The following is a 24,261-nucleotide window of genomic DNA, read 5'->3' on the forward strand; positions in this document are numbered from 1 at the left end:
CATGACCACTCAACCACCGTCGCCGATGGCGGGAGGCGGCCCGACGCACGTGGAGCCCAGGTCCACGCTCTCCGTAAGAGATCTGACGAAGCGTTTTCAGGCCGTCACCGCGCTGCGCGACGTGAGTGTGGACTTCCTGCCGGGACAGGTCCATGTCCTGTTCGGGGAGAACGGCGCCGGGAAATCGACCCTCATCAAGATCCTCGCCGGGGTACACAGGGCCGACGAGGGCACGGTACTCATCGACGGCGCCGCAACCAGCGCGTCGAGCCCCCAACAGGCCCGGGAGCTCGGCATTACCGCGGTATTCCAGGACCCGGCTCTGGTTCCGCAGCTGACGGTCGCCGAAAACCTGACCCTGGGCCGGGAACCGGGCCGCGCCGGGATGATCTCCCGGCGCGAGCGGCGGAGCGTCGCGGAGCAGGCGCTGCGCCGCGTCGGCTCCGCCATCCGGCCCGATGCGCTCACCGGCGATCTACGCCGAGCCGAGCAGCAGATCGTGGAGATCGCCCGTGCCCTCCAGGACTCGGCGAAGGTGCTGATCCTCGACGAGCCCACCGCATCCCTCACCGACGAGGAGGCCGACCGGCTGTTCACGCTGGTACGCGAACTGCGCCGGGAAGGGCTCGCCATCATCTACATCACCCACCGGATGAAGGAGATCCGCGCCATCGGGGATGTGGTCACCGTCCTGCGCGACGGCGTCCATGTGCGAACCTGTCCGCTCGACGAGATCGATGACGACGGCCTGGTCACCCTGATGACGGGCCGCAGACTGGACGCCCTCTTCCCGGAGATCCGCCAGCGACCGGGCGCCCCCGCTCTGGAGTTGCGCGGCGTCAGCGGCGAAGACGTGCGCGGCGTAGATCTGACCGTGCGGGCCGGGGAGATCGTCGGACTCGCCGGCCTGGTCGGATCGGGCAAGGGGACGCTCGGGCGGCTCTGCTTCGGTCTGGCCCGCCTCGACGCGGGCGAGGTGCTGATCCGGGGCAGATCCCTTGGACCCCGGGCAACCCCGGCCCGGCATATCGCCGAAGGCGTCATGTACTACCCGGCGGACCGCAAGCGCGACGGTCTGATCGGCGTCCGACCCGCCGCCGAAAACGTGTCACTGTCGGCGCTGGGCAGTTGGACCGGCCGCGGATTCCTCCAGCGCCGCGCGGAGCGCCGGGACACCACCGCCGTCCTCGACCGCCTCACACTGCGCCCGATGCGGCCGGAGGCACTGCCGCTCACCTTCTCGGGCGGCAACCAGCAAAAGATCGTACTGGCCCGCGGCTTCACCCGCCCCTACAAACTGCACGTCTTCGACGAGCCGACCGCCGGCGTGGACGTCGGCGCCCGCGCCGACATCTACGCGGCTATACGGGATCTCGTCGACTCTGGCGCGGGTGTCCTGCTGATCTCCTCCGACCTGCCCGAAGTGCTCAACCTCGCCCACCGCCTCTATGTGATCACCGAGGGCCGGGTCGTCGCGGAACTCTCCGGCGACCAGCTCACCGAGGAGATCGTGCTGCCCCACTTCTTCCCTCAAGAGACCGGAACGACATCGTGACCGAGACCCAGACACCGCCCCTCCAGGAGCACCCGACAGCACCCGCCGTACCGCCGCCCATCAGAGCGGGTTACCTGCTCCGACGTCTCTTCGTCCGCTGGGGCATCCTGCCCGTGCTGCTGCTGGCGCTGATCATCACCTTCGCCGTGATCGAACCCCGGTTCATCGCCTCGGCGAACATCACCAACGTCGCCCGGCAGCTCAGCTTCCTGGGCATCGTCACCATCGGCCAGATGCTGTACCTGATCACCCGCCACTACGATCTGTCGAATGGCGCCTGCGTCGCGCTGTCCTCCATCGTCAGCGCCACCGTGATGACGTCGGTCGCTCCCGGCGACCCGGGGACGGCGATCCTGCTGGGCTGCCTCGCGGGCATGGCAGTCGGGCTCGTCGTCGGACTCGTCAACGCCCTGCTCATCGCCGTGTTCCGGATCTCCGCGTTCATGGTGACCCTGGGCATGGCCTCGGTGGCCTCCGGCACGGCCCTGATGCTGTCCGGTGGAACGCCCGTGGTAGGTCTTCCCCGCGAGTTCTCCCGGCAGTTCGGAACCTCGATGGTGCTCGGCGTGCCGTTCCCCACGATCATCCTGCTGATCGCCCTCGGCGCGGCCTACGTCTTCCTCAACTGGACGCGCATCGGCCGCCAGGCGTACGCGGTCGGCGGCAACGAGAGCGCCGCGTTCCAGTCCGGCGTCAACGTGCGCCGCACCCTCCTCACCGTCATGATCATTGGCAGTCTGCTCGCCGCGCTGGTCGGGCTCATGCTGACCGCCCGGATGTCCACGGGCGAGGCGAACGTCGGTGTGCAGTACCCGCTGATGTCGATCATCGCAGCCGTGCTCGGCGGGGTGACGCTCGACGGCGGCGAGGGCCGGGTGTCCGGCGTACTCATGGGCGCCCTCTTCCTCGTCCTCCTCAGCAACGGCATGGACCTGATCCGGGTCCAGAGCTACGTCCAGCAGATCCTGCTCGGCGCCCTGCTGGTGACCGCGCTGCTCGTGGACCGGCTCAGAAAGCGGATGCGACTCGCCTGACCCCGCGAGTCCATCCAACCGCGCCCCGACGCGGAACACCCGACCGTACCGCCGTCACCGGCGGAACGTTTCGACACCTTACGGAGAATCCCTTGAGCGAGAAGCAGCACCTGCGCAACTTCGTGGACGGCGCGTACACCGACACCGCCGACGGCGTCACCAGCGACCTGGTCGACCCCACCACCGGCGCCGTCTTCGCCACCGCGCCCGTCTCGGGCCGCGCCGACCTCGACCAGGCGTACGAGGCCGCGTCGGCCGCCTTCACCGACTGGCGCCGCACCACGCCCGCCGAACGGCAGAAGGCGCTGCTCGGGATCGCCGACGCGGTGGAGGCCCGGTCCGCCGACCTGGTCGCCGCCGAGTCCCGCAACACCGGTAAGCCGATCCCGTTGACGGCCGCCGAGGAGATCCCGCCGATGGCCGACCACCTGCGCTTCTTCGCCGGGGCCGCCCGCCAGCTCGAAGGCAAGGCGGCCGGCGAGTACATGGCCGACCACACCTCGTGGATCCGCCGGGAACCGGTCGGCGTCATCGGCCAGGTCGCCCCCTGGAACTACCCGATGATGATGGCCGTCTGGAAGTTCGCGCCCGCGATCGCCGCCGGGAACACGGTCGTCCTCAAGCCCAGCGACACAACACCGGCCTCCACGCTGCTGCTTGCCGAGATCGCCGCCGAGTTCCTGCCGCCGGGGGTGCTCAACGTGGTGTGCGGTGACCGTGACACCGGCCGCGCGCTGGTGTCCCATCCGCGCCCCGAGATGGTCGCCATCACCGGCTCGGTCGGTGCTGGGCAGCAAGTGGCAGCGGCAGCAGCCGGGGACGTCAAGCGCGTTCACCTCGAACTCGGCGGCAAGGCACCGGTCGTCGTGTTCGACGATGCCGACATCGCGGCCGCGGCCGAGGCCATCGCCATCGCGGCGTTCTTCAACGCGGGACAGGACTGCACGGCCGCCACCCGGGTCCTGGCCGCGCCGTCCGTCCACGCCGACCTCGTGGCCGCCCTCACCGAGCAGGCCAAGAACATCGTCACGACGCACGCGGCCGGCGTGCACAGCGAGGACGCCCTGATGCCGGCGCTCAACAGCGCCCGCCACTTCGAGCGGGTCGCCGGCTTCCTCGACCGACTTCCAGACCACGCCACCCTGCACACCGGCGGCCACCGGCTGGGCGAAGAGGGCTTCCACTACGCTCCGACCGTGGTCTCCGGACTGCGACAGGACGACGAACTGGTCCAGCACGAAGTGTTCGGACCGGTCATCACCGTGCAGGAGTTCCCCGACGAGGCGTCCGCCCTGGCGCTGGCCAACGGCGTGCCGTACGGCCTGGCGTCCTCGGTGTGGACCTCGGACATCGGCCGAGCCCTGCGGTTCAGCCGTGACCTGGACTTCGGCTGCGTCTGGATCAATACCCACATCCCGCTCGTTGCCGAGATGCCGCACGGCGGCTTCAAGCACTCCGGATACGGCAAGGACCTGTCGCAGTACGGGTTCGAGGACTACACCCGCATCAAGCACGTGATGGCCTCCCTCGCGGGCTGAGCCGACGACGACCCGGCTCACCCGTGAGAGACACAGGACAAGGAGGCACACCCATGACCCAGCAAAACAGCACGCGGCCGGCCAACCGCCCGGGAACCACGCCACGCGAACCCCGTGCGGCCCACGAGGACCGGCTGGCCACCGCGACGGAGAACGACGGCATCGCGGTCTGGCGGCCGAGCGAACTGCGTCCCCTCAACTCAGCGACGGGAGGGATGCTCAGCCGCTGGATCATCCCACCGGTCGACGACGGCAGCGACTACTCGGTGTCCGAGTGGAGCCTGACCCGAGCGGGCTGGTCCGACCGCCACCCGCACGACGAGCTCAACTACGTCATCGAAGGCGAGCTGTACGTCGAGAGCGGGGGGAAGACAGTGGTCCTGCGTCCCGGTGACGCGGCACTGGTCGCCAAGGGCGAGACCGGTCGGTACTGGGCACCGGAGTACGCCCGCATGTTCGCCGTATACGGTTCCAACCCCGAAGGGGAGACCTCGGACTACCTCGACTACTGGGACATCGCGGAGGCCACTGGCAGCTGACCGGCCGGCGCGTACGGCCCATGAACAGGCATACAGGTGGTACTGGGAGCCACGGCTCCCAGTACCCAGCCAAAACCAGCGGCCAACTGCCTGGCCAGACCCGCCGCCTCCATGCGCCCGTAACCACCCCGTCTAAATGGCAGAACCGGGAAGTTAGGGGGGCTGGTGAGGGTGATGGTGGTGGTTACGGTGCCCTTGTGGCCGACGCTGCCCTTGGTCTTGTTGTAGGCGTAAGGCGACAGGGTCCCTTTGACGCAGCGTGGGCTGGTGCGGGATCGGCGCCTGGCGGGTGCGAGGTTGCGGGCGCGGACCAGGACTACGTGCCGGGAGAGGTCGGTCTTCTTCGGCAGGTCCTGCCTCAGGAGCTTGTTGGTGTTCTCGTTGGTTCCCCGCTGCCAGGGATTGCGCGAGTCACAGAAGTAGGAGTAATCGTCAAGACCGCGCGATGGCACGGGGCAACGCGATGTCCGATCTGCACCAGGGCTGCCGTGCAGGCCATGGCGGGCCTCGTTGACAGCGCGGTCAGAAGCCGGGGGCGGAGCGGGTGAAGAACCACAAGGCGGCTGTGTACCACATCACCGCGATGGCGGTGACCAGGGCGCCGCCGGCGGCCGGAAGCGCCCAACCGGGCAGTCGGCGGCTGTGTACCACCAGCACCTTGGCGACGAACGCGCCGTACAGGACGCAGCCCGTGATGGAGTGCACCGCCACTCGGCTGCTCGTGAACTCAACTCCGTAGGCGGTGATGCAGTGGTAGGCGATGGGCAGCGAGAGCAGAAAGGCAAGGAGGCCGATGAGCCGGTGTGTGGGGTGCACCCGGTGCGGCGCGGCCCCCGCCCCCGGTAGGCGCCGGTACATCCACAGCCCGAGCAGCAGTTGGACGACCGCGAGTGCCATCAGAGCGCTACCCAGGCGCGCCTTGAGATCGTTGACGCTGACGCGGCCGTGCCGCCCGAACAGGCCGCTGGTGTAGTCGGGGGTGTGCGTGCGGCCGAACGCATACACCCCCACCGCGACCGCGACCGGCAGCAAAGCAGCCAAGAAGCCCGCCACCGTTCGTGCGGGACGCCGCATCCGCGCGCCCGTGTGCCCGGTCATCAGTCCCCGATCAATCGGGTTCGACCTTGCTGCCGGATGCGTGTACGACGTACCACTGTGGCGCCGGACGCGCTGGTTTCCTCGCCGTTGGTGTCACCGGCCGTCGTGTCACCCGCGAAGCAGTGCAGCGGGTGCCGGGTGTAGGTCCCTTGAGTGATGCGGTTGGAGCGCTTCGAGGTGCTGATCAGGTTGCTCCTGGCAAACAGGGCCGCCTTGGGCGTGCCGGAGGTGAGCGGCGGCAGCCAGGCAAACGCGCATGCTCCGCCGCCGGTCGGCGCAGTCGACTTGGCGGCCTCGGAGAGGTAGAGCGTCCGCCCCTTGGCGTCATCCAGGATGGGGCCGAGCTTGCTGAAGTGCACCGTGGCCGTGCCAGTGCCAGTGCCGGTGGCCGCGCTGCCGTGTGCGGCCGAGCCGATGTATACGGGGATGCCCGCTGACAGCGCTCCAGATGTGGCCCCGGCGCAGGCGGACGCGATCGTCCGGCTGGGACAGCCAACTGCAGCGACAAGCGGCACGGCGGAAACCGCCGACACTGTCGCCGCGGCCATTCCTTTCATGAGCGCTCCACGGTATCGGACGGCGCATCCAGGCAGCCGCGGGAAACAACCCCAGCGGACCTCCTCTCCCAGTAGGCCCCGGATGCTCGGGTCCTGTCCACTTCAACTGGTCCGCCTGGGCAGTCGCTGCTCCATTGGTGAGGTCCCCGTTTACCTGACTTTGGCCCGTCAGGGTGATCGAGTCGTCGAGGGCCGGCCGGTTCCGGCGATGAAGCCGTCGAGGACCTCGGGCCGGGACTGGAGGCGTTTGAGCCGGTTACGGACGAGCGTCTCCAGGCGGTCGAGTGCGACAACGGCGAAGTTGGCCAGACTGCGTTTGACGTGCGCGCTGGTACCACTGGTAAGCCGATTTCCGGCTCACTCGCAGGCGCCGTGCGACCTCCGGTGGCTTGAACTTCTGCTCGAACAGCTCGGCCGCCTGCATCAGTACCGCTTCCTGGCGCTGACGTCCCGCAGCGGTCAGCCCGCCCCATCCGGATACCCAATGGGAGCTACGGAGCCGGGGAATGCAACCAACACCCCAGCACCATCGGGGGCTTGGAGAAGGATCACCCTGACGAGCCGAGGTCAGTAGGAAGCCAGGACTTCTTGCGGGTGGACATCCGGCCTGCCGGCCGGCAGCTGCGGGCCCTCGGCGTGGAGGATGGCTGCTCTCTGAGCGTGGTCCGAGCCAGTGGTACCCGATGCGCCGGAACCACTGGCTTCTGGCCACTGCCATGCTGTGCATGGTTGTCGCGCGCTGGGGGCGGTCAGAGATGACGTGCCACGAAATCGGCCACCTGGGTGCCGAGTTGCTGGCCCACGCGGTTGTCGAGAGAGGTGTGCTGGCCGGACCAGATCCGGCTGAGCCACGCTTCGGTGGCGGCGTCCTGGAAGCCGGCGAAGGTTCGGGGGACGCCCTTCGACGTCACCGCGAGATGATGCCGCGCACCGTAGAACCCGGCGAGCGTCGTTGCCGCCGCCTGGCTGAGGGCGCCGTGAGCGCCGGGGTAGGACGGATCCGGGGCGGTCGGCAGCAGGGGGGTCCAGTCGGGATCGCCGACGATGCTCGGGTTGTAGTGCGAACCGCCGAGCCGGATGGCGGTCACGGGCCGCCAGACGCGGTAGGCGTACTTGGCGTCGTACATCGCGATCGCGGTGTCGGCGAGGGACAGGTCGAGCCGGGCGAAGACCTTCACCGCCTTCTCCAAGCTCGCGTTCTGGGAGGTGACAAGGCCCTGCGCGACCTGGTTCCAGACGTTCCAGACGGGCGCCGCCGCCCAGAACTTCGCGGCCGCGGTCTGATCGGGGGTGCGGGTGGTACTGGTCTTGCTCCCCAGGCTCTTGACCTCGTTCAACGCGGTGGCGTACGCGGCGCCGCTCACGGCCGGCGGCGCTGCCGGGCGGAACTGGCGTCCACTGGCCAGCACGAACGGCTTGACCGAGCCCCAGTTGGTGAACACCGGTGTCGGGAAGTCGGGAGGGGTGGGCCGGTAGTCACCGGCCTTGTCGCCGGGGCGGAACCGCGGCGGCTTCGCTGAGGACCCGTCGTGGGACCGCAGGCTGATCAGTCGGCGGGCTACCTCGGCTCCCACATTCATGCCCGCCTGCTTGCCCGGGCCGTTGGGAATCGCGGACAACTGGCTGCTCAGCCGCTGGTCCACGCCTGCGCGCTTGGCCGGGTACAGGGCGACCAGCACATCGTGGGCTGCCTGGTCCGCTGCGGCATCCGCACGAGCGCCTCGCGGCGCCGACACCGAGAACATGTAAGCGGGGCCGGCCCGGGTGATCGATACCACCGCGTCGTACTCGGCAGCCTGGAGGAGCGCGAAGCTGCGCGTGGGGTGGACGGTGGCCGGCTGCGCCTTCGGATCGCTGAGGATAGTGATGAGCTCGCGGTTCCACTCCACGACCGACTTGCCCGACCCCGTGGTGGCGGTGCGCAGGGCCGGTGAGTGAGCGGCGGTGGACCCGAAGGCCGGGCTGGTGAGTCCGGCTGCCAGCGCGGTTCCGGTCAGTATGGCGAGTGTCTTCTGCTTTCCACCCATGCTCTGTGACTCCTTGTCGCTGGTGGCGGGCTGCGGCGACCGGTGGTCATACATGTCGCCCATTTGGACCAGCCACTGCGGACCACACGGTCAGCGGACACCACGGATCGAGCGGGGAGGACCGCAGCGCGTGCCGCAAAGAAGTACTCCGGACACCTGCTCCGGAGTAGGACGGGGATTGCAAGGCCGGTTCCCGTCTCACTGATTCCTGTGCTGGATCCGGTCGTTGGAGATCCGCGACTGGACTCACCGGGATACCGGCTCATGAGGCGGCACGCGTCACCCACACCAACGTTTCGGAGGGCTGACCGGGCGCGCATGGTCCTGCAACCCGATCACCTCTTCACGTCATCAAGGTCGCTTGCCAGATACAGCCTGCAAGGACCCGATCCACGCCGCAACTCCGGCATTGTGGTCGGCCCGCGCCGGGTGACGTCACACGCGAGCAGCCCGTTGCGACGAACAGCGGAACGATTCCAGGTCAGTCGCACCACGTCCGCGCGCTGGTCAGGCCAGTGACATCGGCGAGATCGGCCAGCAGGCGGGATCCGACGTGGCTGACCACCCCGTGACCGTCGGCCGTAGGGCCCGACTGCTGCCTGCCATCGAGCGGCCGCCGCCCCGGGCAAAGCAAGATCCGGACCATTCCCGGGCCAACGACTCCGACGGGCTGTCCATGGCCGCCATGTGCGCAGGTCAGCGATGCGCTGCCGCTGTACCACCAGCAGACGAAGAACCTTCTGGTGTCGTACTCGCCGAAGAGGCTCGGCTTCTTCCAGACACGCGAAAAGAGGCGCCTGACCTGGCTTTTCGATCGTCAGGCGCCTCTTGTTCGACCCTCTCACGGGAGGGACCGGTTCACGCGGTAACTCCCAGTTCCTCCCGCAGATCTCCCGCTCCCGACCACTGCCTCCGGACCAGTCACGGACCAAGAGCCCGACTCAGCCATCCGAAGCTTCCCCTTGGCTGCCGCGGTCCCACTCCTGCAGGGACTGGCGACGAGGCCACGAGGGACGGGGCAGAACCGCGGACAGGCCCGAAAGTCGCCCCGGACGACGCAGGCGGCATCCGCCGCTGAACGACCACGTCGCGGTCATGCACCGGGCTGACGGACGAGCGGGTTGACACCGATGGAGTTGTGGATGCGGAAGGTGACCGTACCCGGCCGGTAGCGGTCGTCGGACCACTCCACGGGGCGGCCGGCGTGGGTGGTGGTGACCCGGCGGACCCGCAGCAGCGGGCTGCCGCGGCGTACGCCGAGCAGTTCCGCATCGCGGGTGCCCGCCGCAAGTGCGTCGATGACGTGCTCGCCGTGCGCGAAGACCACGCCCTCCTGGTCGAGCAGCCGCTGGGTGACAGACTCGCAGTCGGGCTCGATACGCTCGACCGCGGCCGCGATCCAGTCGGCGTAGACGGTGCGCTCCAGCAGGGCCGGCTGCCCGTCCAGACCACGCACCCGCAGGACGTACAACACCTCTGCTCCATCTGGGAGTTGGAGACGCAGCATGTCCTCCGTGGTGGCCGGGCGCCGGAGGGCCTCCACGACGCTGCCGGTGGCCTCGTGTCCGGCTGCCCGCGCCCACTGGGCGAAGCTGCGCAGTTCGGTGAAGCTCTGGCTGCGGCGGGCGCCGAGCACCACCCGTCGGGTGCCCTGTCGTGAGCCGACCAGCCCCTCGGCCACCAGGGCCGCGAGCGCCTGACGGACGGTGCCGCGGGATACCTGGTACCGCTCGGCGAGTTCGCCCTCGGTCGGGAGCCGGCCCCCCACCGGGTAGTCGCCGCGGTCGATCGCAAGCCTCAGCTCGCCGGCGATCTGCTCGTGCCGTGCCGTCACACCCAGCCCTCTCATCCGCGATACCGACTCCGCTCTGCGCGGCACCGGCGTGTGCACACAGGGTAGGCGATCCCGCCGCGCCGGGCACGCTCGTCCTGCACACAGCGGAGGCCGCACCCCCATGCGGCCGACATCACCTCAAAGAGCCTTCAAACCGAGAGCGAGCATCTGTTCTCCGTTCACTGAAAGGTCATCGCGCTCCGAGGTACTTGGGCCATCTTGTTTGGACAAGTTGCCTGGGCCTGGGTAGCACCCGATCACTTTTCCCGCGCAGCTCATGCACCCTCAGGAGACCTTGTGAAACTGCTCACTGCCCGATCGGCCGGCCTTGCCGGCGTGCTGACCGCAGCCACGCTCGCGCTCAGTGCCTGCGGCTCGGCACCCGACTCCGTCGCGACCGGCAGCGCGGGCGGCCCGCACGCCGCCACCGCCACCTCGGCGCAGGACCTCGGCGGTATGGACGCACTGGTCGCGGCGGCCAAGAAGGAGGGCGTGCTCAACGCGATCGCGCTGCCCCGCGACTGGGCCAACTACGGCGCCCTGATCGACGGGTTCACGAAGAAGTACGGCATCAAGGTCAACGACGAGAACCCGGACGGCGCCAGCCAGGACGAGATCAATGCCATCACCTCGCGCAAGGGCCAGGACCGTGCCCCTGACGTGGTGGACCTGGGCCAGTCGTTCGCGCTCAGCGCGGCGCAGCAGGGGCTGCTCGCCCCGTACCGGGTCGCGGCCTTCGACGACATCCCGGCCGCGCAGCGCGACGCCCAGGCCCGCTGGTACAACGACTACGGCGGCTATGTCTCGATCGGCTGCGACGCCAAGCACGTCAAGGAGTGCCCCCAGTCCTTCGCCGACCTGCTGAAGCCGCAGTACAAGGGCCAGGTCGCCATGAACGGCAATCCGACCAAGTCCGGCTCCGCCTTCGGCGGCGTCTTCGCCGCGGCCCTGGCGAACAAGGGCTCCTTCGACGACATCCAGCCCGGCCTGGACTTCTTCGCGAAGCTCAAGAAGTCCGGCAACTACAACCCGGTGGAGTCCACCCCGGCCACGGTCGAGAAGGGCGAGACCCCGATCAGCCTCGACTGGGACTACCTCAACGCCGGCTACGCCGACGAGTTCCGCAGCAAGGGCGTGGACTGGAAGGTGGTCATCCCGAGCGACGGCCAGTACGCCCAGTACTACTCGCAGGCCATCAACAAGGACGCCCCGCACCCGGCGGCCGCCCGGCTGTGGGAGGAGTACCTCTACAGCGCCGAGGGCCAGAACCTCTTCCTGAAGGGCTACGCCCGCCCGGCGCTCATGCCCTCGATGACTCGGAGCGGCACGGTCGACAGCGCGGCCGCCGCCCATCTGCCCCAGGTCGCCGGCACCCCCTCCTTCCCGACCGACGCCCAGCTGGACAAGGCCAAGCAGGTCGTGGCCCAGGGCTGGGGCAAGGCCGTGGCCGGGTGACCCAGCCCATGGCCGACTCCTCCGCCACCGTTTCCCCCGTCGACGTGCCCGTCGGCGGGGGGCCGAACGCCGCAGTGCGGGGCCCGGTACCGGCTCCGCCCGGGTGCCGTACTGAATCCCGGCTGTCCCGCCCGGCCTCGCGACCGCGCCGTCGCTCGGCGGCCGCGCTCGCGGCCGTACCACTGTTCGCCTTCACCGCGCTGTGCTTCGGCGTCCCGGCGCTGGCCATGCTGAACGGCGCGTTCACCGCGCAGGACCCGACGACGGGCGCCTCGCACTACACCACCGCCAACCTCAGCGCCTCGTTGCAGGGCGCGTATCTGACCGCGCTGGGCGGCAGCGTCAAACTGTCCGCCGTCTCCGCAGGTGCAGGCGCGGTGCTCGGGCTGCTGCTCGCGCAGGCCGTGGTCACTGCCCGGTTCCGGGCGCTGCGCGAGGCGGTGCTCGCCGCCTCCGGGGTGCTGGCCAACTTCGGCGGGGTGCCGCTCGCCTTCGCCTTCGTCGCCACCCTGGGCAACGCCGGCGTGATCACACAGCACCTGCACCTGGCCGAACACGGCTGGAGCCTGTACAGCTTCTGGGGCCTGGTGATCACATACCTGTACTTCCTGATCCCGCTGATGGTGCTCACCGTCGTGCCCGCGCTCGACGGCCTGCGCGTCCAGTGGCGGGAGGCAGCGCAGAACAACGGCGCCACCACCTGGCAGTACTGGCGGTACGTCGCACTGCCCGTACTCGCCCCGTCGCTGCTCGGCGGCCTGGTGCTGCTTTTCGGCACCGCCTTCGCCGCGTACGCGACCGCCGCGGCCATGGTCGGCAGCTCGGTGCCGCTGGTCACCCTGCAGATCGCCGACGCCCTCTCCGGCAACGTCCTGGTCGGCCAGGCCAATACGGCGCTCGCGCTCAGCCTGGACATGGTCCTGGTGGCCGGTCTGGTGATGGCGGTGTACCGACCCCTACAGCGACGGAGTGCCCGATGGCTCGACTGAACCGCCTGCGCGTCTGGCGGGGCCTGGTCCTCGCCGGCGCGGCACTGTACTTCCTGGGGCCGCTGGCAGCCTCCGCGGTCTTCACCGTGGACGTCCCCGGCCAGGGCCTCACCCTGGGCGCATACACCCGCATCGTCGGCGCCGACGGCTTCGGCGACGGCGTGCTGCTCTCCCTCGAACTGGCCGCCGCCACCATCGCCCTGGTACTCCTCCTGGTGGTGCCCGCACTGCTCGCGGTACGGCTGGGAACGCCCCGGCTCCGTCCGGTGGTCGAGGTGGTGTGCTCACTCCCGCTGGTGGTGCCCGCGGTCGCGCTGACAGCCGGGATCAGCACCGTCCTCAAGTGGGCGCCCGACCACCTGGCGAGCACCCCGTTCTTCGCGACCTTCGTTGCCATCCAGAACCCGGCCTTCCCCGTGGTGCTGGTGCTCGCGTACACGGTGATGGCGCTGCCGTTCGTGTACCGGGCGCTGGATGCCGGGCTGAGCACGATCGACGTACGCACCCTGGTGGAGGCCGCCCGGAACTGCGGCGCCGGATGGCCTCAGGCGGTGCTGCGGGTGGTGCTGCCCAACCTGCGGGCACCGCTGCTGGCCTCGTCTTTCCTCACTTTCGCCCTGGTGCTCGGCGAGTTCACCGTCGCGCAGCTGCTCGGCTTCCAGCCCTTCGCGGTGTGGATCGCCGGGATCGCAGGCGCCGACGCCCAGCTGTCGGTGGCCGTGTCGGTGCTCAGCCTGCTGCTCACCTGGCTGCTCCTGCTGCTGCTCACGCCGGCCGGAGGGCGCCGCCGCACCGCTCGTACTCCCCGGAAGGGGGTCGTCTCCGCATGATCGATCCGCATACGACCGACCTTGGCTCGACCGGCCGGACCCTGCCAGAGGCCCGGGAGACCGGCGCTGCCCTGGAGTTCGTCGAGCTGCGCCGGTCCTTCGGGACCACCGTGGCTCTCGACGGGCTGAGCCTCTCGGTACGGCCTGGTGAACTGCTCGCTCTGCTGGGCCCGTCCGGCTGCGGCAAAACCACCGCGCTGCGGATGCTCGCGGGCTTCGAGCAGCCCGAATCCGGCCAGGTGCTGGTGGACGGCCGTGACGTCACCCGGGTGCCGGCGCACCGCCGTGACGCAGGCATGGTCTTCCAGTCGTACAGTCTCTTCCCGCACCTCGATGCCCGCGACAACGTCGCCTTCGGGCTGCGGATCCGCAAGGCGGGCGCCGCCGAGCGGCGGGCCCGCGCTGCGGAGCTGCTGGAGCTGGTCGGCCTGCCCGACCATGGCAGCCGCTACCCGCACCAACTGTCGGGCGGCCAGCAGCAGCGCGTCGCGCTGGCCCGAGCGCTGGCGCTGCGGCCTCGGGTGCTGCTCCTGGACGAGCCGCTGTCGGCACTGGACGCCAAGGTACGGCTGACGCTGCGCGAGGAGATTCGCCGGCTCCAGCAGGACCTCGGCATCACCACCCTCTTCGTCACCCACGACCAGGAGGAGGCGTTGTCGATGGCCGATCGGGTGGCGGTGATGCGCGACGGGCGGCTGGAGCAGTGCGCCCCGCCCGAGGAGCTGTACGCGCACCCGGCGACCGCGTTCGTCGCCGAGTTCGTCGGCACCATGAACCGGCTGCCCGGCCACGCGGCCGGCGAGGGCAAGGTCGAGGTGCTGGGCCGCCGGCTTCCGGTGGCGGGCGGGGCGGCGGCGGGCGCCGAGCTGGACGTGCTGGTGCGGCCCGAGGCCGTTGCCGTGCGGTCCGACGCCGACGGCGGGGCGAGGGTGGTGGCGGCGACCTTCCTGGGCGCGATGACCCGGCTGACCGTACGGCTCGCCGACGGCACCGAGATCAAGGCCGACCTGTCCACACCAGAGGCGGCCGCGCTCGGCGCGGGTGCGTCGGTCTCCGTGGCCCTCCCCGACCGACCGGTGCTGGTGGACTCCCGCCGCACCTCACGGAATGTTCGTTGACGCCACATCACTTCAACCGGAAGAACAGACCTTGCCTCCGCACACCGCCGAGCCAGTCCGGCTGCAGGCCGTCCTTTTCGACATGGACGGCACCCTGGTGGACACCGAGTGGGTCTGGTGGGACACCGTCGAGTCGGTCGCCTGCGGCCTCGGACACGCCCTCGGAGAGGCCGACACACCTGACGTACTCGGCCGATCCGTGGAGCACACCGCGGGCCACCTGCACCGCACCACCAACGGGCGGATACCCGCGGCGCACGTCGCCGACGAGCTCCTGAGGGAGTTCGCGGACCGGGTCGCGGCGCAGGTGGTGCCGCGACCCGGCGCCCTGGAACTGCTGGACGCGCTCCGCGAGGCGGGCATCCCCACCGCGCTGGTGTCCGCCTCCCCGCGCGCGGTGATGGACACCGTGCTGACGACCATCGGGCGGCACCGGTTCGACGTCACGGTCGCCATCGAGGACACCCCGCGCACCAAGCCCGCCCCCGACCCCTACCTCGCCGCCGCCGCGGCACTGGGAGTGCCGCCGCGCGCCTGTGTCGCTGTCGAGGACACCGCGGTCGGGGCCGCCTCCGCGGAGGCGGCCGGTTGCCCGATCCTGGTGGTGCCGTCGCTGGTCCCCGTACCGGCAGGACCCGGGCGGCACATCATCGCCGGTCTCGACCACGCCGACCTGGCGCTGCTCCAGGACCTGGCGGTCGGGGCCGACCGACCGCCGGCCCGGACCACCTGACACATCACCCCATGATTGACCCGGGTCCTGGCCGCCGACGGCGGCCAGGACCCGATTCGTATTGCTGCGCAGCGACAGCCCGGGAGTCGACTGGGCGGCGCGTCGCGAAGGGATCTGCGCTCCCCTGGGGGCCTGCTCCCAGCGTCCCCTCACCTGTCCACGGCCGTCGTCCGCGGGTGGCGCCGCCGCTGGTACCGATCGCTGTCTCCGGGCTCAGCGAACTGTGTACCGCCCGCACAGCATCCGCCGCGTCGCTCCTCCGGGACCCGGTCGGGGCTGCGGGCTGCGGACTGCGGGCTGCGGGCTGCGGGCTGCGGGCTGCGGGCTGCGGAACCGAACAGCCGACTGCGGCCCCGGCGGTGTGCCGGGACCGCAGTCGGCTCGGGTTCGGTGCGACGGGAGCGTCAGTCGCGGGCGGTGAAGGCGTAGAGGTTGCCGTCCCAGGCGCCGATCAGCAGCGTGTTACCGGTGACGGTCGGCGTCGACAGGATGGGAGCGCCGAGGTCCAGGTCCTGGAGCTTGGCGCCGGTGGTCTTGTCCAGGCCGTACAGGTGGCCGTCGGTGCCGCCGATCCACAACGTGTCACCGCTGATGGTCGGCGAGCCGACGAAGGCCCTGCCGCTCTGGAAGTCCCAGAGCTTGGTGCCGGTGGCGGCGTCGAAGGCGCTTACGCGGCCGTTGGTGAAGCCGGCGTAGACGGTGTGGCCGTCGACCGCGGCAGAGCCTCCGGGCTGGGCGGCGTCGTCCTTGGAGACTCCAGTGCTCTGGTAGCGCCACAGTTCCTTGCCGGTGGTGGCGTCCCGGGCCAGGAGGACGTTACTCATGTCGGTGGTGAACGCCCGTCCGTCGGCCACCACGGGAGTGGAGTGGTGGACACCCCCGACGCCTCCGGCGGAGACGAGCTGCTTGCCGGTGGCGGCATCGTAGATGCGCAGACCACCGCGGCTGTCGTGGACATAGACCTTGCCGTCGACCACGGTGGGGGTACTGCTGTCCCACCAGCCGCTGTCCACCGGGGAGTTCCAGAGCTCCTTGCCGGTGGCGGTGTCCACGGCGACGAGGTGGCTGCCCGTGGTGGTGTAGCCGAAGTAGTAGACGGTGGAGCCGGAGACGGTCGCGCCGCCGTAGGCGTAGCCGTCGTAGCGGCCGGTCTCCGAGGATCCGGGGAGGGTGTAGCTCCACTTCTTCGCGCCGGTCGCCGCGTCCAGCGCGGTCAGGGTGCCACGCATCTCGGTGACGTAGACGGTCCCGTCGTGCACCACGGGCGTGGACTGGACCAGGCTGTCGGTGGCGAAGTGCCACTTGGTCCGGCCGGTGACGACGTCGACGGCGTCCACGCCGTTGCCCTTGGCCCCGTCGGTGTCCCAGGTGCCGATGTACGCGGTTCCGTTCGCGACCACCGGGGAGGACATGCCGATGGTGGCGCCGCTGCGGTGGGTCCAGGCGTTGGTCAGGCTGCCGGAGGCCAGACTCCCGGGCTGCACGCCGGTGTGCAGCGCGTCGCCGTGGAACTCGGGCACGTCCGCGCCGGGTCGCACCTGCTCGGCCTTCGGTGCAACGGTGAACCGGCTCGTGGTGGACCAGCTGTTGCCCGCGTCGTCGAATGCGGTGACCTTGGCGGTGTGGTCGCCGAGCTTCAGCTCGCGGGTGTCCCACGGCGCCGACCACGAGAACTTGCCGGTGCGGCGCAGCTCTTCCTTCTCGCGGCCGTCGACGCGAACCTCGACCCGCACCACATGGCTGGAGGTGTTGTAGGCGTCCACCTGGAACTCGGTACGACCCTGGCCGACCTGGGAGCCAGGTGCGGGCGAGGTGACCGCGACCGTGTGCTCCTGGTTGAACATCCGGAACTCGGCGGTCAGCTTGCCGTCGCGCATCGCGATCTCGCGGAAGCCGATGGGCGAGTGGTCGTCGTTGTAGGTCGCCGAAGCCGTGTTGTACTCCACCGCGCCGTCCAGCAGGTGGGGGTCGGTGAAGTTGGTGTGCATGTGGCCGTTGAGGATGGCCTTGACGTCGTACCCCTTGAGAAGTCCGAGCAGGGCGTTGATCTGCCCGGTGGAGCCGCCGGGGTCGGGCGTGTCCAGCGGCTCATGGGTGTTGACCACGATCTGCTTGCTGGTGCCGTCGGCGTTCCTGCCGTTCAGCTCCAGGTCCTGCTTCAACCAGGCGAGCTGCGCCGGATCGCCGAGCCCGCCGTTGTTCTCGAGCTGGATGAAGTGGGTGTCGCCGTAGTCGAAGGAGTACCAGGAAGGCCCGAGCAGCGCACGGTAGTTGGCGAGGCCGCTGTCCCCACCGCCGTGGTCGTGGTTGCCCGTCAGCGGCCAGATCGGGAGCTTGGAGTCCGCCGAGCCCTTGAGCCATGCCTCCCAGTGGGAGGGTGCGCCGTCGCCGCTGAGGTCTCCGGTGGCCAGGACGAAGGCCGGCTTGGTCGGCAGTGCGGCCATGTCGTCCAGCTGCTTGGCGAGCTTGCCCGGGGTGACGCCGTCACCGTCCGCGGGCGCCTCCGGACCGTTGGGGCTGGTCACGTGGGTGTCGGTGATCTGGGTGAAGGTGAAGTCGGGCCGCTCGCCGGCCTTGTCGCGCCGCAGATCGAAGTTCTGGGTGATGGTGGTGTCGGCCTCGGGTGAGCCGAGGTCGCGGTAGAAGCGCGGAACCCGGTTGCTGCCGAGGGTGGCCGAGTAGCCGCGCGGCATGGTGATGTTGACGATGGTGCGGGTCCACTGGTTGAGGTCAGCGGAGAGCGTGTAGTGGCCGTTCCGGTCGGTGCGGACGATGGTCGCGCCGTCCGAGACGGACACACCCGCCAGCCCCTGCTCACCCTTGTCCTGGATGCCGTTGCCGTTCTTGTCGTCGAATACGGTGCCCTGGACGGTGGCATGGCGCGGGGGACGAGGGGCCATGTCGAAGTTCACCGGCGCGGCGAGTGCCTGGTACCCGTCGTTGGCCAGCAAGTAAGCGGAGTAGGAGCCGGCCGGCAGGCCGGAGGTGTCCAGGGTCACGGTGCCGCCGGCGTTCGGGACGTAGAGCCAGGTGAGCGAGGCCCCGTCGCCGGGCTTGCGGCTCGCCGGGTATATGCCGATCCAGTTCGTGGCACTGGGAGCGTCGGTGGCGTAGCTGAAGCTGAGCTTCTGACCGACTTGGGGCTGCTGGGTGTTCAGGGTGAGGGTGGATGCACTCACGGCCGACTGGGTGCTGCCGGCCGGTGCGGCGGATGAGACCGGCGAGCCGACGACAGCGAGGACAACGGCGCAGGACCCGGCCAGTACTGCGGACCGAATGCGGGAAGAGGGCACGCTGCACTCCTTGAGACAGGAGAGTTGTCCATACAACTCTGCTCCCCGCAGCACACTCCGGGCAGGTGTCCACCAGGTGTTGCAGCAACGGACCAGACACGATGATTGCGTGTCCCCACGGGGGGGCTTCCCGGCTGAGCGCAGCTCCTCTCCGTCGAGCCCGAGCGGCCGCGGGTGTACGGCCGGCACAGGCTCTTGCGCTGCGCGCAGTCGAGCTCGGTTGCCTGCTTGGCGGTGGGAAGCTCGACGATCCACTCGGGGCCGGTGAGGAACCCGCCCCGTTACGCCGGACCGAATCCCCTGCGTGGGCGACGGTGGCATCGCCTGCTGCCGGACGACGTCGAATTCGCCGGGCCGCTGGCCCTCATGCCGCTCACCGACGCCGGGCGGCGCCGCCATGGGAGGTTTCACGCGCCCTCGCATGAACTCCCGTGGACCCTTCAATGAAGATCACTCTTTCCCCAACCGGCAAGCTGTCCAGTCAAGCTAGCCTCCTTGCCCATGAGATTCCTCAGCAAAGCAGCTGGTCTAGGCCTTGCGCTGCTCTACTTCATCCTGGGCTTCTGTGCGCAGCCCGCCGCGGCGCATGTGTCGCCGCAGCACGGCGAACTCGTCATCTCCACCAAGAACGACGTCACCAGCGGTCGGCTGATCGTCCACCGTGACGTGGTGTCACCGCAGAACGCAGGGGCCTGGGCCGCGCACCGGCTGAGCGCGAGCTGCCCGGCCACCGGATCCGGCGTCGCCGGGGACACCGGCGGCGTCCCTGGCGGCGTCGTGGTCGAGCTCGCGTGGAACTGCCACGTCGACAAGCTCGACCTGAGCGCCCTGCTGAAGCAGGGCGGGCTGACACAGGTCGTCGCCGAGTTCGACGGCACCACCGTCAACGCCAACGCCCAGACCCCCGTCGTCGACGCATCGGGCGCCCACGCGCTCCCCACCTTCCCGTGGGCAGTGGTGGCGCTCGGCATCGCGCTGGCCGCCGCGCTGCTGCTCGCGGTGTGGCAGATCCGCACCGGGCGGCTCCAGCTCGCCCAGCTGGCCGCCAAGGTCGGCGCCAACCGCAAGCGGGTCAAGCTGGCCGCCGTCGGCGCGGTCGCGCTGTCCTGCCTGGCTCCCCAGGTAGCCGCGGCGGCGCCGCTCCTCGAGGAGGCAGCGGCGACCGCCAACACGGTCACCGTCACCGGCACGGTCTTCGAGGACACCAACGGCAACGGCAAGCGCGACGCCGGAGAGGCTCCGATGCCCGGCGTCGACGTCACCGACGGCTCCGTCTGGACCACGACCGGCCCCGACGGCTCGTACAGCCTGCAGATGGACCCGACCCGCCGGGAGACCGACCTCATCAACATCGTCTCCCCGAACGGCTACACCCCCGCACTGCGCGACGACTACATCCCGCAGTTCTTCCACAAGGTCCCGGAGGAGGGCGGCTCCGGCATCGACTTCGCCCTCGTGCCGGACAAGAACGCTGCCAACCCCACCGAAAAGTGGGTGATGAACTCCGACATCGAGGTCAGCAACACCACGGACGGCGCCGCCGAGAGCGCGTCGAAGTGGTGGCCCAAGCAGGTCGAGGCGATGTCCGAGGTCGACGGCGCCACCATGGCGATCACGACCGGGGACAACACCGTGACCGACTACGCGGCGGAGCCGCGCCGCCAGCGCGGCTACGACATCCTGCGCAAGGGCCTGACCGAGGGCAAGCTCGGCATGCCCTTCTACCCCGTGGTCGGCAACCACGACGTCGGCGGCACCGCAACCTCGCAGGGCTACGGCGGCAGCATGGAGTACTACCGCCGCAACCTCGGCCCCGAGTGGTACAGCTTCGACCGCAACGGCCGTCACATCGTCGTCCTTGAGGACAACTACGACTCCAGCGGACTGAAGCCGCAGCTGGACTGGCTGCGCGAGGACCTCAAGCGCCACGCCGTCGGCAAGCAGGTGCTGGTCTTCGCACACCGCTCGCTGTTCACCCAGTGGGGTCCGGGGGCCGGCATGCAGCCGACCGTCGACGAGCTGTCGAAGTACGACGTGCGGATGTTCGCCGCGGGCCACAACCAGCAGGCCGAGTACCGCCGTGGTGCCTTCAACCGCTCGGTTGAGATCAACAACCAGGGCGAGTACGGCATCGACGGTGCCCGCGCGGACTTCAAGATCCTCGACTTCAAGGGCATCTACGATGACCCGAACACGAAGCAGAACGAGGACACCGGCTATGTGATGGGCACCCACCGCCAGTTCGACGTCCGCAACGCGGTCGGGCTGGTCAGCCCCGCCCAGGGCAGTGTGCACGGCAACAGCGCCGGAATCCCGATCGAGCTGTACACCGAGGACGCCGGCCGCACCCCGGCCACGGCCTCGCTGACCATCCGCGACTCGCGCGGCCACGTTGCCTGGCACAAGGAGCGGATGGAGTTCGGCAGCAAGGTCCGCAAGACCGGCATCGAGAACTGCTACACCGCCCCCGGCGGCACCCCCGAGCCCTGCCCGGCCGCCCGGACCTCCTGGACGCGGATCAGCGGCAGCCTCCCCGGCATGCGGCCGGACACCTACTCGGCCGAGATGACCGCGATCGACACTCGCGGCAAGGCGTGGCCCACCGTCACCAACACCTTCACGGTGGTGTCCGAAGGTAAGATCGCCGAGCCGAAGGCCGGCCAGGACTGGCTGCGTCAGGGGCGCGACGAGGCGGGTCGCTCCGCCAGCGCCGACGACCCGGGCACCGAGCTCGACCTGCAGTGGGCGGCCAACACCGGCGAGCAGTTCAACCTCAACGGGTCGGTCGTCGTGGACGGCAAGGTGATCGTCTCCTCCCGGGCGTTCGACTCGCCGCACCACATGATGCTGGCCTACGACATCAAGTCCGGCCGCGAGATCTGGCGCACCTACCTGGACGGTGACGCCGAGTCGGCGCCGACCTACCACGACGGCAAGGTCTACCTGACCACCGCTGTCGGCCGGATCTACGCTCTGGACGCCGAGGACGGCCACGTCGTCTGGCAGAAGATCGAGGACGAGAAGCAGTACGGCGACACCGTCCGCCGGTACGGCCGGGCCGGTGGTCCGGTCACCGTCTTCGACCTGAACGCCGAGCAGCGCACCGTCGCCGTCTACCAGAACTGGAGCAAGGTCGAGTGCCGTGACTCCAGGACCGGCGACCTGCTGGGCGGCTTCAACGGCGCGACGAGCTGGGGCCAGTTCCACAGCACGGCGGTCCGCCGGCCCGGCTCCGACATCGCCTACCTGCACACCGGTTCCAGCAACACGGTGGTCGCCATGGACCTCGTCGGCTGCCGCCAGCTGTGGGCGAAGGACACCAACGGCGACATCGCCAGCCACTCCTCCCCGGCCCTGACCGACCCGGCCAACGGGGACCCGCAGCTGGTGACGATGACGAACAGCGGCGTCCGCGGGCACGACGTCAGCACCGGTGCGGTGCAGTGGCAGTCCCCGCTGGGCGGCGGCAGCGGCTGCGGCGAGAGCGGCCCCGCACCGCTGACCAGCCCCGCGATCTGGGGCACCACCGCCTACATCGCCGGCCGCGACGGCGCCATCCGCGCGTACGACACCACCGCGGCCGACCCGTCCAAGCCGATCTGGGAGACCAAGGTCGGTTACCAGCCCGGCCGGACCCCCGTGGGGTGCAGCGGGGACCTCAACTCGCCCGCGATGCACGCCCTGGTCACCAAGGACCTGGTGTACGCGGGCACCCGCGACGGCCGCCTGGTCGTCCTGGACCGCGCCACCGGCAAGCTGCTGTCCGAGTACAACCTCGGTGCCGCCGTGACCTCGGCGCTCTCCGTCAGCGGTGACTACGTCTTCGCCCTCACCGACGACGGCACGCTCCACGCACTGGCCGCCCGCCACCTGCGCGGTAACGACCACTGATCAACCGGCCGCGGGGTGGCGCCCCCCCCCCCCCCCCCCCACCCCGCCCCCCCCCCCCCCCCCGCCCCCCCCCCCGCCCCCCCCCCCCCCCAACCCCCCCCCCCCCCCCCCCCCCCAACACAAACGCGCCCCCCCCCCCCCGGGCGGTTAAACCCCCCGATAAAACCCGGCCGCTTGTCCCCCCCCCCGCCTGGGCGCAAACCCCCGGCGCTCCACTCCCGACGGGACCACCACCGTGCACACCCTCCGCTTCACCCGCACCCACGCCGCCCGTCTCCTACTGATCGGCCTGGCCGCCACGCTGGCGCTGCTCGGCGCCGCAGGCACGGCCGAGGCACACCCCTTCGGCACACCGCCGGTCGCCAAGGTCAAGGCCGAAGGCCGTAGCGTCGAGATCGCCTGGTCTGCCCAGCGGAACGACCTGTACGTCCTGCACCAGGCGGCCAAGGGAGACGAGGCGGCCTACCTCGGCTCGCACATCACCGTGCGTCAGGACGGGCGTGAGTGCCGGCTGGACACGGTGGACACCCTGCAGCTCGCGGGCGAGGGCGCCGTGGTGCGCTACGCCTGCCCCGAACCCGTGAACACGGTCGCCCTCACCATCACCGCGCTGACCGACGTCAACCAGGCCTACCGCACGATCTCGGTGACGGAGACGGGCGGCGGCGGCCTGCACACGGCGAGCGACCCCACCCATACCCTCGCCCTCGGCGGAGCCGACAGCTCCGCCGCCACCGCGTCCACGGCGCCGGCAACCGTGTGGACCACAGACCTTGCGGCACTGCTGGACCACGGAGTCGTACTGCCACTGGCCCTTCTCATCTCGGCGGCGGTGGGCGCCTTCCACGCCTGCGCCCCCGGTCACGGGAAGTCACTCGCGGCCGCGTACCTCGTAGGCGGCCAGGGCAGGGCACGGGACGCGGTGTGGCTCGGCGCCATTGTGGCCGTCATGCACACCGCGTCGGTCGCTGTACTCGCCGTGGGCTGGTGGCTCGCCGCCAAGCAGGCACCGGACGTCGCAGCGGTGACGAACTGGCTGCAGCTGATCGCAGCCCTGGTCGTGGTCGCCGTAGGGATCAACCTCCTCCGGCGCCACCTGGTCAACCGGAAGCACGGCCACAGCCATGGTCACCACCACGGGCATGACCACGACCACAGCCACCACATCCCGGCGCCCACGTCCCTGCTCACCTGGCGCGGCATCCTGCTGCTCGGCACATCCGGCGGCCTGCTCCCCTCCCCGTCGGCGTTCCTCGTCCTCCTCAGCGGACTGCTGACCGGCCGGGTCGGCCCGGCCATCGCGATGGTGGCGGCGTTCGGTGCCGGCATGGCGCTGACCCTGACCGGCGTCGGCCTTGCGGTACTCCGCGGTCGCGACGCGTTCCTCGCCCGAGCGACGACCTCGCCCGCGCTGCGCACCTGGAGCACACGCGTCCCGGTCGTCGCTGCCTGGGCCGTCGTCATCGGCGGCACGGTGGCATCAGCCGTCGCCGCCGGCCACGTCCTCGCATCGTGATCCGAGGCAACGGACGGCGGCGAGCGTCCACGCGCCCGTCCTCGGTGTCGGCCACCAGGCGGAGTCGCGCAGGTCAGACGGGGCTGTCACCAGACCCTCGCGCTCGTCAACGGCATTCCGTCGGTCGGCGGCCGCCCAGGCCACCCCCGTCGTCGCCCCGACGCCGTACTGAGCCGACAACGCGTACGACCCCCGGATCGTGCGCCGCGCACTGCGGCGCCGCCGGATCCAGCCGGTGATCTCCCGCAAGGGCA

17 protein-coding genes and 1 pseudogene are annotated in these 24,261 nt (G+C 70.1%); 11 read left to right on the plus strand and 7 right to left on the minus strand.

The genetic code is table 11. From position 1 onward, the window contains the following. Window position 1 precedes the first annotated feature (1 nt). The 4 genes from ACFY3J_RS32810 (at window position 2) to ACFY3J_RS32825 (ending at window position 4,666) form a co-directional block, all read left to right on the plus strand. A complete protein-coding gene (locus tag ACFY3J_RS32810; protein WP_390842344.1) occupies window positions 2-1,555 on the plus strand; it encodes a sugar ABC transporter ATP-binding protein in 1,554 nt (517 codons plus the stop codon). After that, window positions 1,552-2,589 carry an ABC transporter permease gene (locus ACFY3J_RS32815; protein WP_384183753.1) on the plus strand — a complete coding sequence of 346 codons (1,038 nt, stop codon included), beginning with the start codon at window positions 1,552-1,554 and terminating at the stop codon, window positions 2,587-2,589. Before ACFY3J_RS32810 ends, ACFY3J_RS32815 begins: the two co-directional genes overlap by 4 nt. Window positions 2,590-2,681: 92 nt before the next feature. Further along, window positions 2,682-4,127: an aminobutyraldehyde dehydrogenase gene (locus ACFY3J_RS32820; protein ID WP_390842345.1), complete on the plus strand. Its 1,446-nt coding sequence runs from the start codon at window positions 2,682-2,684 to the stop codon at window positions 4,125-4,127. Between the two features lie 53 nt (window positions 4,128-4,180). After that, window positions 4,181-4,666, plus strand: a complete 486-nt coding sequence (locus ACFY3J_RS32825) for a cupin domain-containing protein (RefSeq protein WP_384183747.1) — start codon at window positions 4,181-4,183, stop codon at window positions 4,664-4,666. A gap of 522 nt (window positions 4,667-5,188) precedes the next feature. Here ACFY3J_RS32825 and ACFY3J_RS32830 read toward each other — a convergent pair. The 6 genes and pseudogenes from ACFY3J_RS32830 to ACFY3J_RS32855 form a co-directional block, all read right to left on the minus strand. After that, complete coding sequence (locus tag ACFY3J_RS32830) at window positions 5,189-5,764, minus strand: DUF6529 family protein (RefSeq protein WP_384183744.1); 576 nt, start codon at window positions 5,762-5,764, stop codon at window positions 5,189-5,191. Continuing rightward, a complete protein-coding gene (locus ACFY3J_RS32835) occupies window positions 5,764-6,321 on the minus strand; it encodes a hypothetical protein (RefSeq protein ID WP_390842346.1) in 558 nt (185 codons plus the stop codon). Before ACFY3J_RS32835 ends, ACFY3J_RS32830 begins: the two co-directional genes overlap by 1 nt. Window positions 6,322-6,489: 168 nt before the next feature. Continuing rightward, window positions 6,490-6,648, minus strand: a pseudogene (locus tag ACFY3J_RS32840) (transposase); the annotation flags it as partial. Further along, the gene (locus ACFY3J_RS32845) at window positions 6,578-7,048 is read right to left on the minus strand and encodes a helix-turn-helix domain-containing protein (protein WP_390842347.1); all 471 of its coding nucleotides are present in this window, start codon (window positions 7,046-7,048) and stop codon (window positions 6,578-6,580) included. The gene ACFY3J_RS32845 and the pseudogene ACFY3J_RS32840, both read right to left, overlap by 71 nt. A 22-nt stretch (window positions 7,049-7,070) precedes the next feature. Next, a complete protein-coding gene (locus tag ACFY3J_RS32850) occupies window positions 7,071-8,348 on the minus strand; it encodes a vanadium-dependent haloperoxidase (RefSeq protein WP_384183738.1) in 1,278 nt (425 codons plus the stop codon). Window positions 8,349-9,441: 1,093 nt separating this feature from the next. Continuing rightward, window positions 9,442-10,182 (minus strand): GntR family transcriptional regulator, encoded by a 741-nt coding sequence (locus tag ACFY3J_RS32855; RefSeq protein WP_384183736.1) that lies wholly within the window; start codon window positions 10,180-10,182, stop codon window positions 9,442-9,444. A 297-nt stretch (window positions 10,183-10,479) separates the two neighbouring features. Between ACFY3J_RS32855 and ACFY3J_RS32860 the strand changes: the two genes are divergently transcribed. From ACFY3J_RS32860 to ACFY3J_RS32880, 5 genes are read left to right on the plus strand one after another with little or no spacing between them, the layout of a single operon-like run. Beyond that, window positions 10,480-11,637, plus strand: coding sequence for an ABC transporter substrate-binding protein (locus ACFY3J_RS32860; protein ID WP_384183733.1), 1,158 nt, complete (start codon window positions 10,480-10,482; stop codon window positions 11,635-11,637). An 8-nt stretch (window positions 11,638-11,645) separates the two neighbouring features. Beyond that, window positions 11,646-12,626, plus strand: coding sequence for an ABC transporter permease (locus ACFY3J_RS32865; RefSeq protein WP_384183731.1), 981 nt, complete (start codon window positions 11,646-11,648; stop codon window positions 12,624-12,626). Then, on the plus strand, window positions 12,614-13,456 hold the full coding sequence (locus ACFY3J_RS32870) for an ABC transporter permease (RefSeq protein WP_390842348.1): 843 nt from the start codon (window positions 12,614-12,616) through the stop codon (window positions 13,454-13,456). Before ACFY3J_RS32865 ends, ACFY3J_RS32870 begins: the two co-directional genes overlap by 13 nt. After that, a complete protein-coding gene (locus ACFY3J_RS32875; RefSeq protein WP_384183726.1) occupies window positions 13,453-14,574 on the plus strand; it encodes an ABC transporter ATP-binding protein in 1,122 nt (373 codons plus the stop codon). The genes ACFY3J_RS32870 and ACFY3J_RS32875 overlap by 4 nt, the downstream gene beginning before the upstream one ends. Before the next feature lie 31 nt (window positions 14,575-14,605). Then, the gene (locus ACFY3J_RS32880) at window positions 14,606-15,307 is read left to right on the plus strand and encodes an HAD family hydrolase (RefSeq protein WP_384183723.1); all 702 of its coding nucleotides are present in this window, start codon (window positions 14,606-14,608) and stop codon (window positions 15,305-15,307) included. Window positions 15,308-15,711: 404 nt separating this feature from the next. On the opposite strand, the gene ACFY3J_RS32885 is transcribed toward ACFY3J_RS32880, so the two are convergent. Then, window positions 15,712-18,486: a PQQ-binding-like beta-propeller repeat protein gene (locus tag ACFY3J_RS32885; protein WP_390842349.1), complete on the minus strand. Its 2,775-nt coding sequence runs from the start codon at window positions 18,484-18,486 to the stop codon at window positions 15,712-15,714. A gap of 615 nt (window positions 18,487-19,101) precedes the next feature. Between ACFY3J_RS32885 and ACFY3J_RS32890 the strand changes: the two genes are divergently transcribed. After that, on the plus strand, window positions 19,102-22,491 hold the full coding sequence (locus ACFY3J_RS32890) for a PQQ-binding-like beta-propeller repeat protein (RefSeq protein ID WP_390842350.1): 3,390 nt from the start codon (window positions 19,102-19,104) through the stop codon (window positions 22,489-22,491). A 235-nt stretch (window positions 22,492-22,726) separates the two neighbouring features. After that, window positions 22,727-24,007 carry a hypothetical protein gene (locus ACFY3J_RS32895; protein ID WP_390842351.1) on the plus strand — a complete coding sequence of 427 codons (1,281 nt, stop codon included), beginning with the start codon at window positions 22,727-22,729 and terminating at the stop codon, window positions 24,005-24,007. The last annotated feature ends 254 nt before the right edge of the window (window positions 24,008-24,261 follow it).

Origin of the sequence: Streptomyces sp. NPDC001231 (genome assembly GCF_042896885.1) — a bacterium.
Taxonomy (GTDB): Bacteria; Actinomycetota; Actinomycetes; order Streptomycetales; family Streptomycetaceae; genus Streptomyces.

What these genes read in the sequence shown, in the direction of transcription:
- ACFY3J_RS32850 (WP_384183738.1), bottom strand. Translation starts at nt 8,348, where the DNA reads ATGGGTGGAAAGCAGAAGACACTCGCCATACTGACCGGAACCGCGCTG.
- ACFY3J_RS32890 (WP_390842350.1), top strand. Translation starts at nt 19,102, where the DNA reads ATGAGATTCCTCAGCAAAGCAGCTGGTCTAGGCCTTGCGCTGCTCTAC.
- ACFY3J_RS32875 (WP_384183726.1), top strand. Translation starts at nt 13,453, where the DNA reads ATGATCGATCCGCATACGACCGACCTTGGCTCGACCGGCCGGACCCTG.
- ACFY3J_RS32810 (WP_390842344.1), top strand. Translation starts at nt 2, where the DNA reads ATGACCACTCAACCACCGTCGCCGATGGCGGGAGGCGGCCCGACGCAC.
- ACFY3J_RS32835 (WP_390842346.1), bottom strand. Translation starts at nt 6,321, where the DNA reads ATGAAAGGAATGGCCGCGGCGACAGTGTCGGCGGTTTCCGCCGTGCCG.
- ACFY3J_RS32825 (WP_384183747.1), top strand. Translation starts at nt 4,181, where the DNA reads ATGACCCAGCAAAACAGCACGCGGCCGGCCAACCGCCCGGGAACCACG.
- ACFY3J_RS32865 (WP_384183731.1), top strand. Translation starts at nt 11,646, where the DNA reads ATGGCCGACTCCTCCGCCACCGTTTCCCCCGTCGACGTGCCCGTCGGC.
- ACFY3J_RS32870 (WP_390842348.1), top strand. Translation starts at nt 12,614, where the DNA reads ATGGCTCGACTGAACCGCCTGCGCGTCTGGCGGGGCCTGGTCCTCGCC.
- ACFY3J_RS32845 (WP_390842347.1), bottom strand. Translation starts at nt 7,048, where the DNA reads ATGCACAGCATGGCAGTGGCCAGAAGCCAGTGGTTCCGGCGCATCGGG.
- ACFY3J_RS32830 (WP_384183744.1), bottom strand. Translation starts at nt 5,764, where the DNA reads ATGACCGGGCACACGGGCGCGCGGATGCGGCGTCCCGCACGAACGGTG.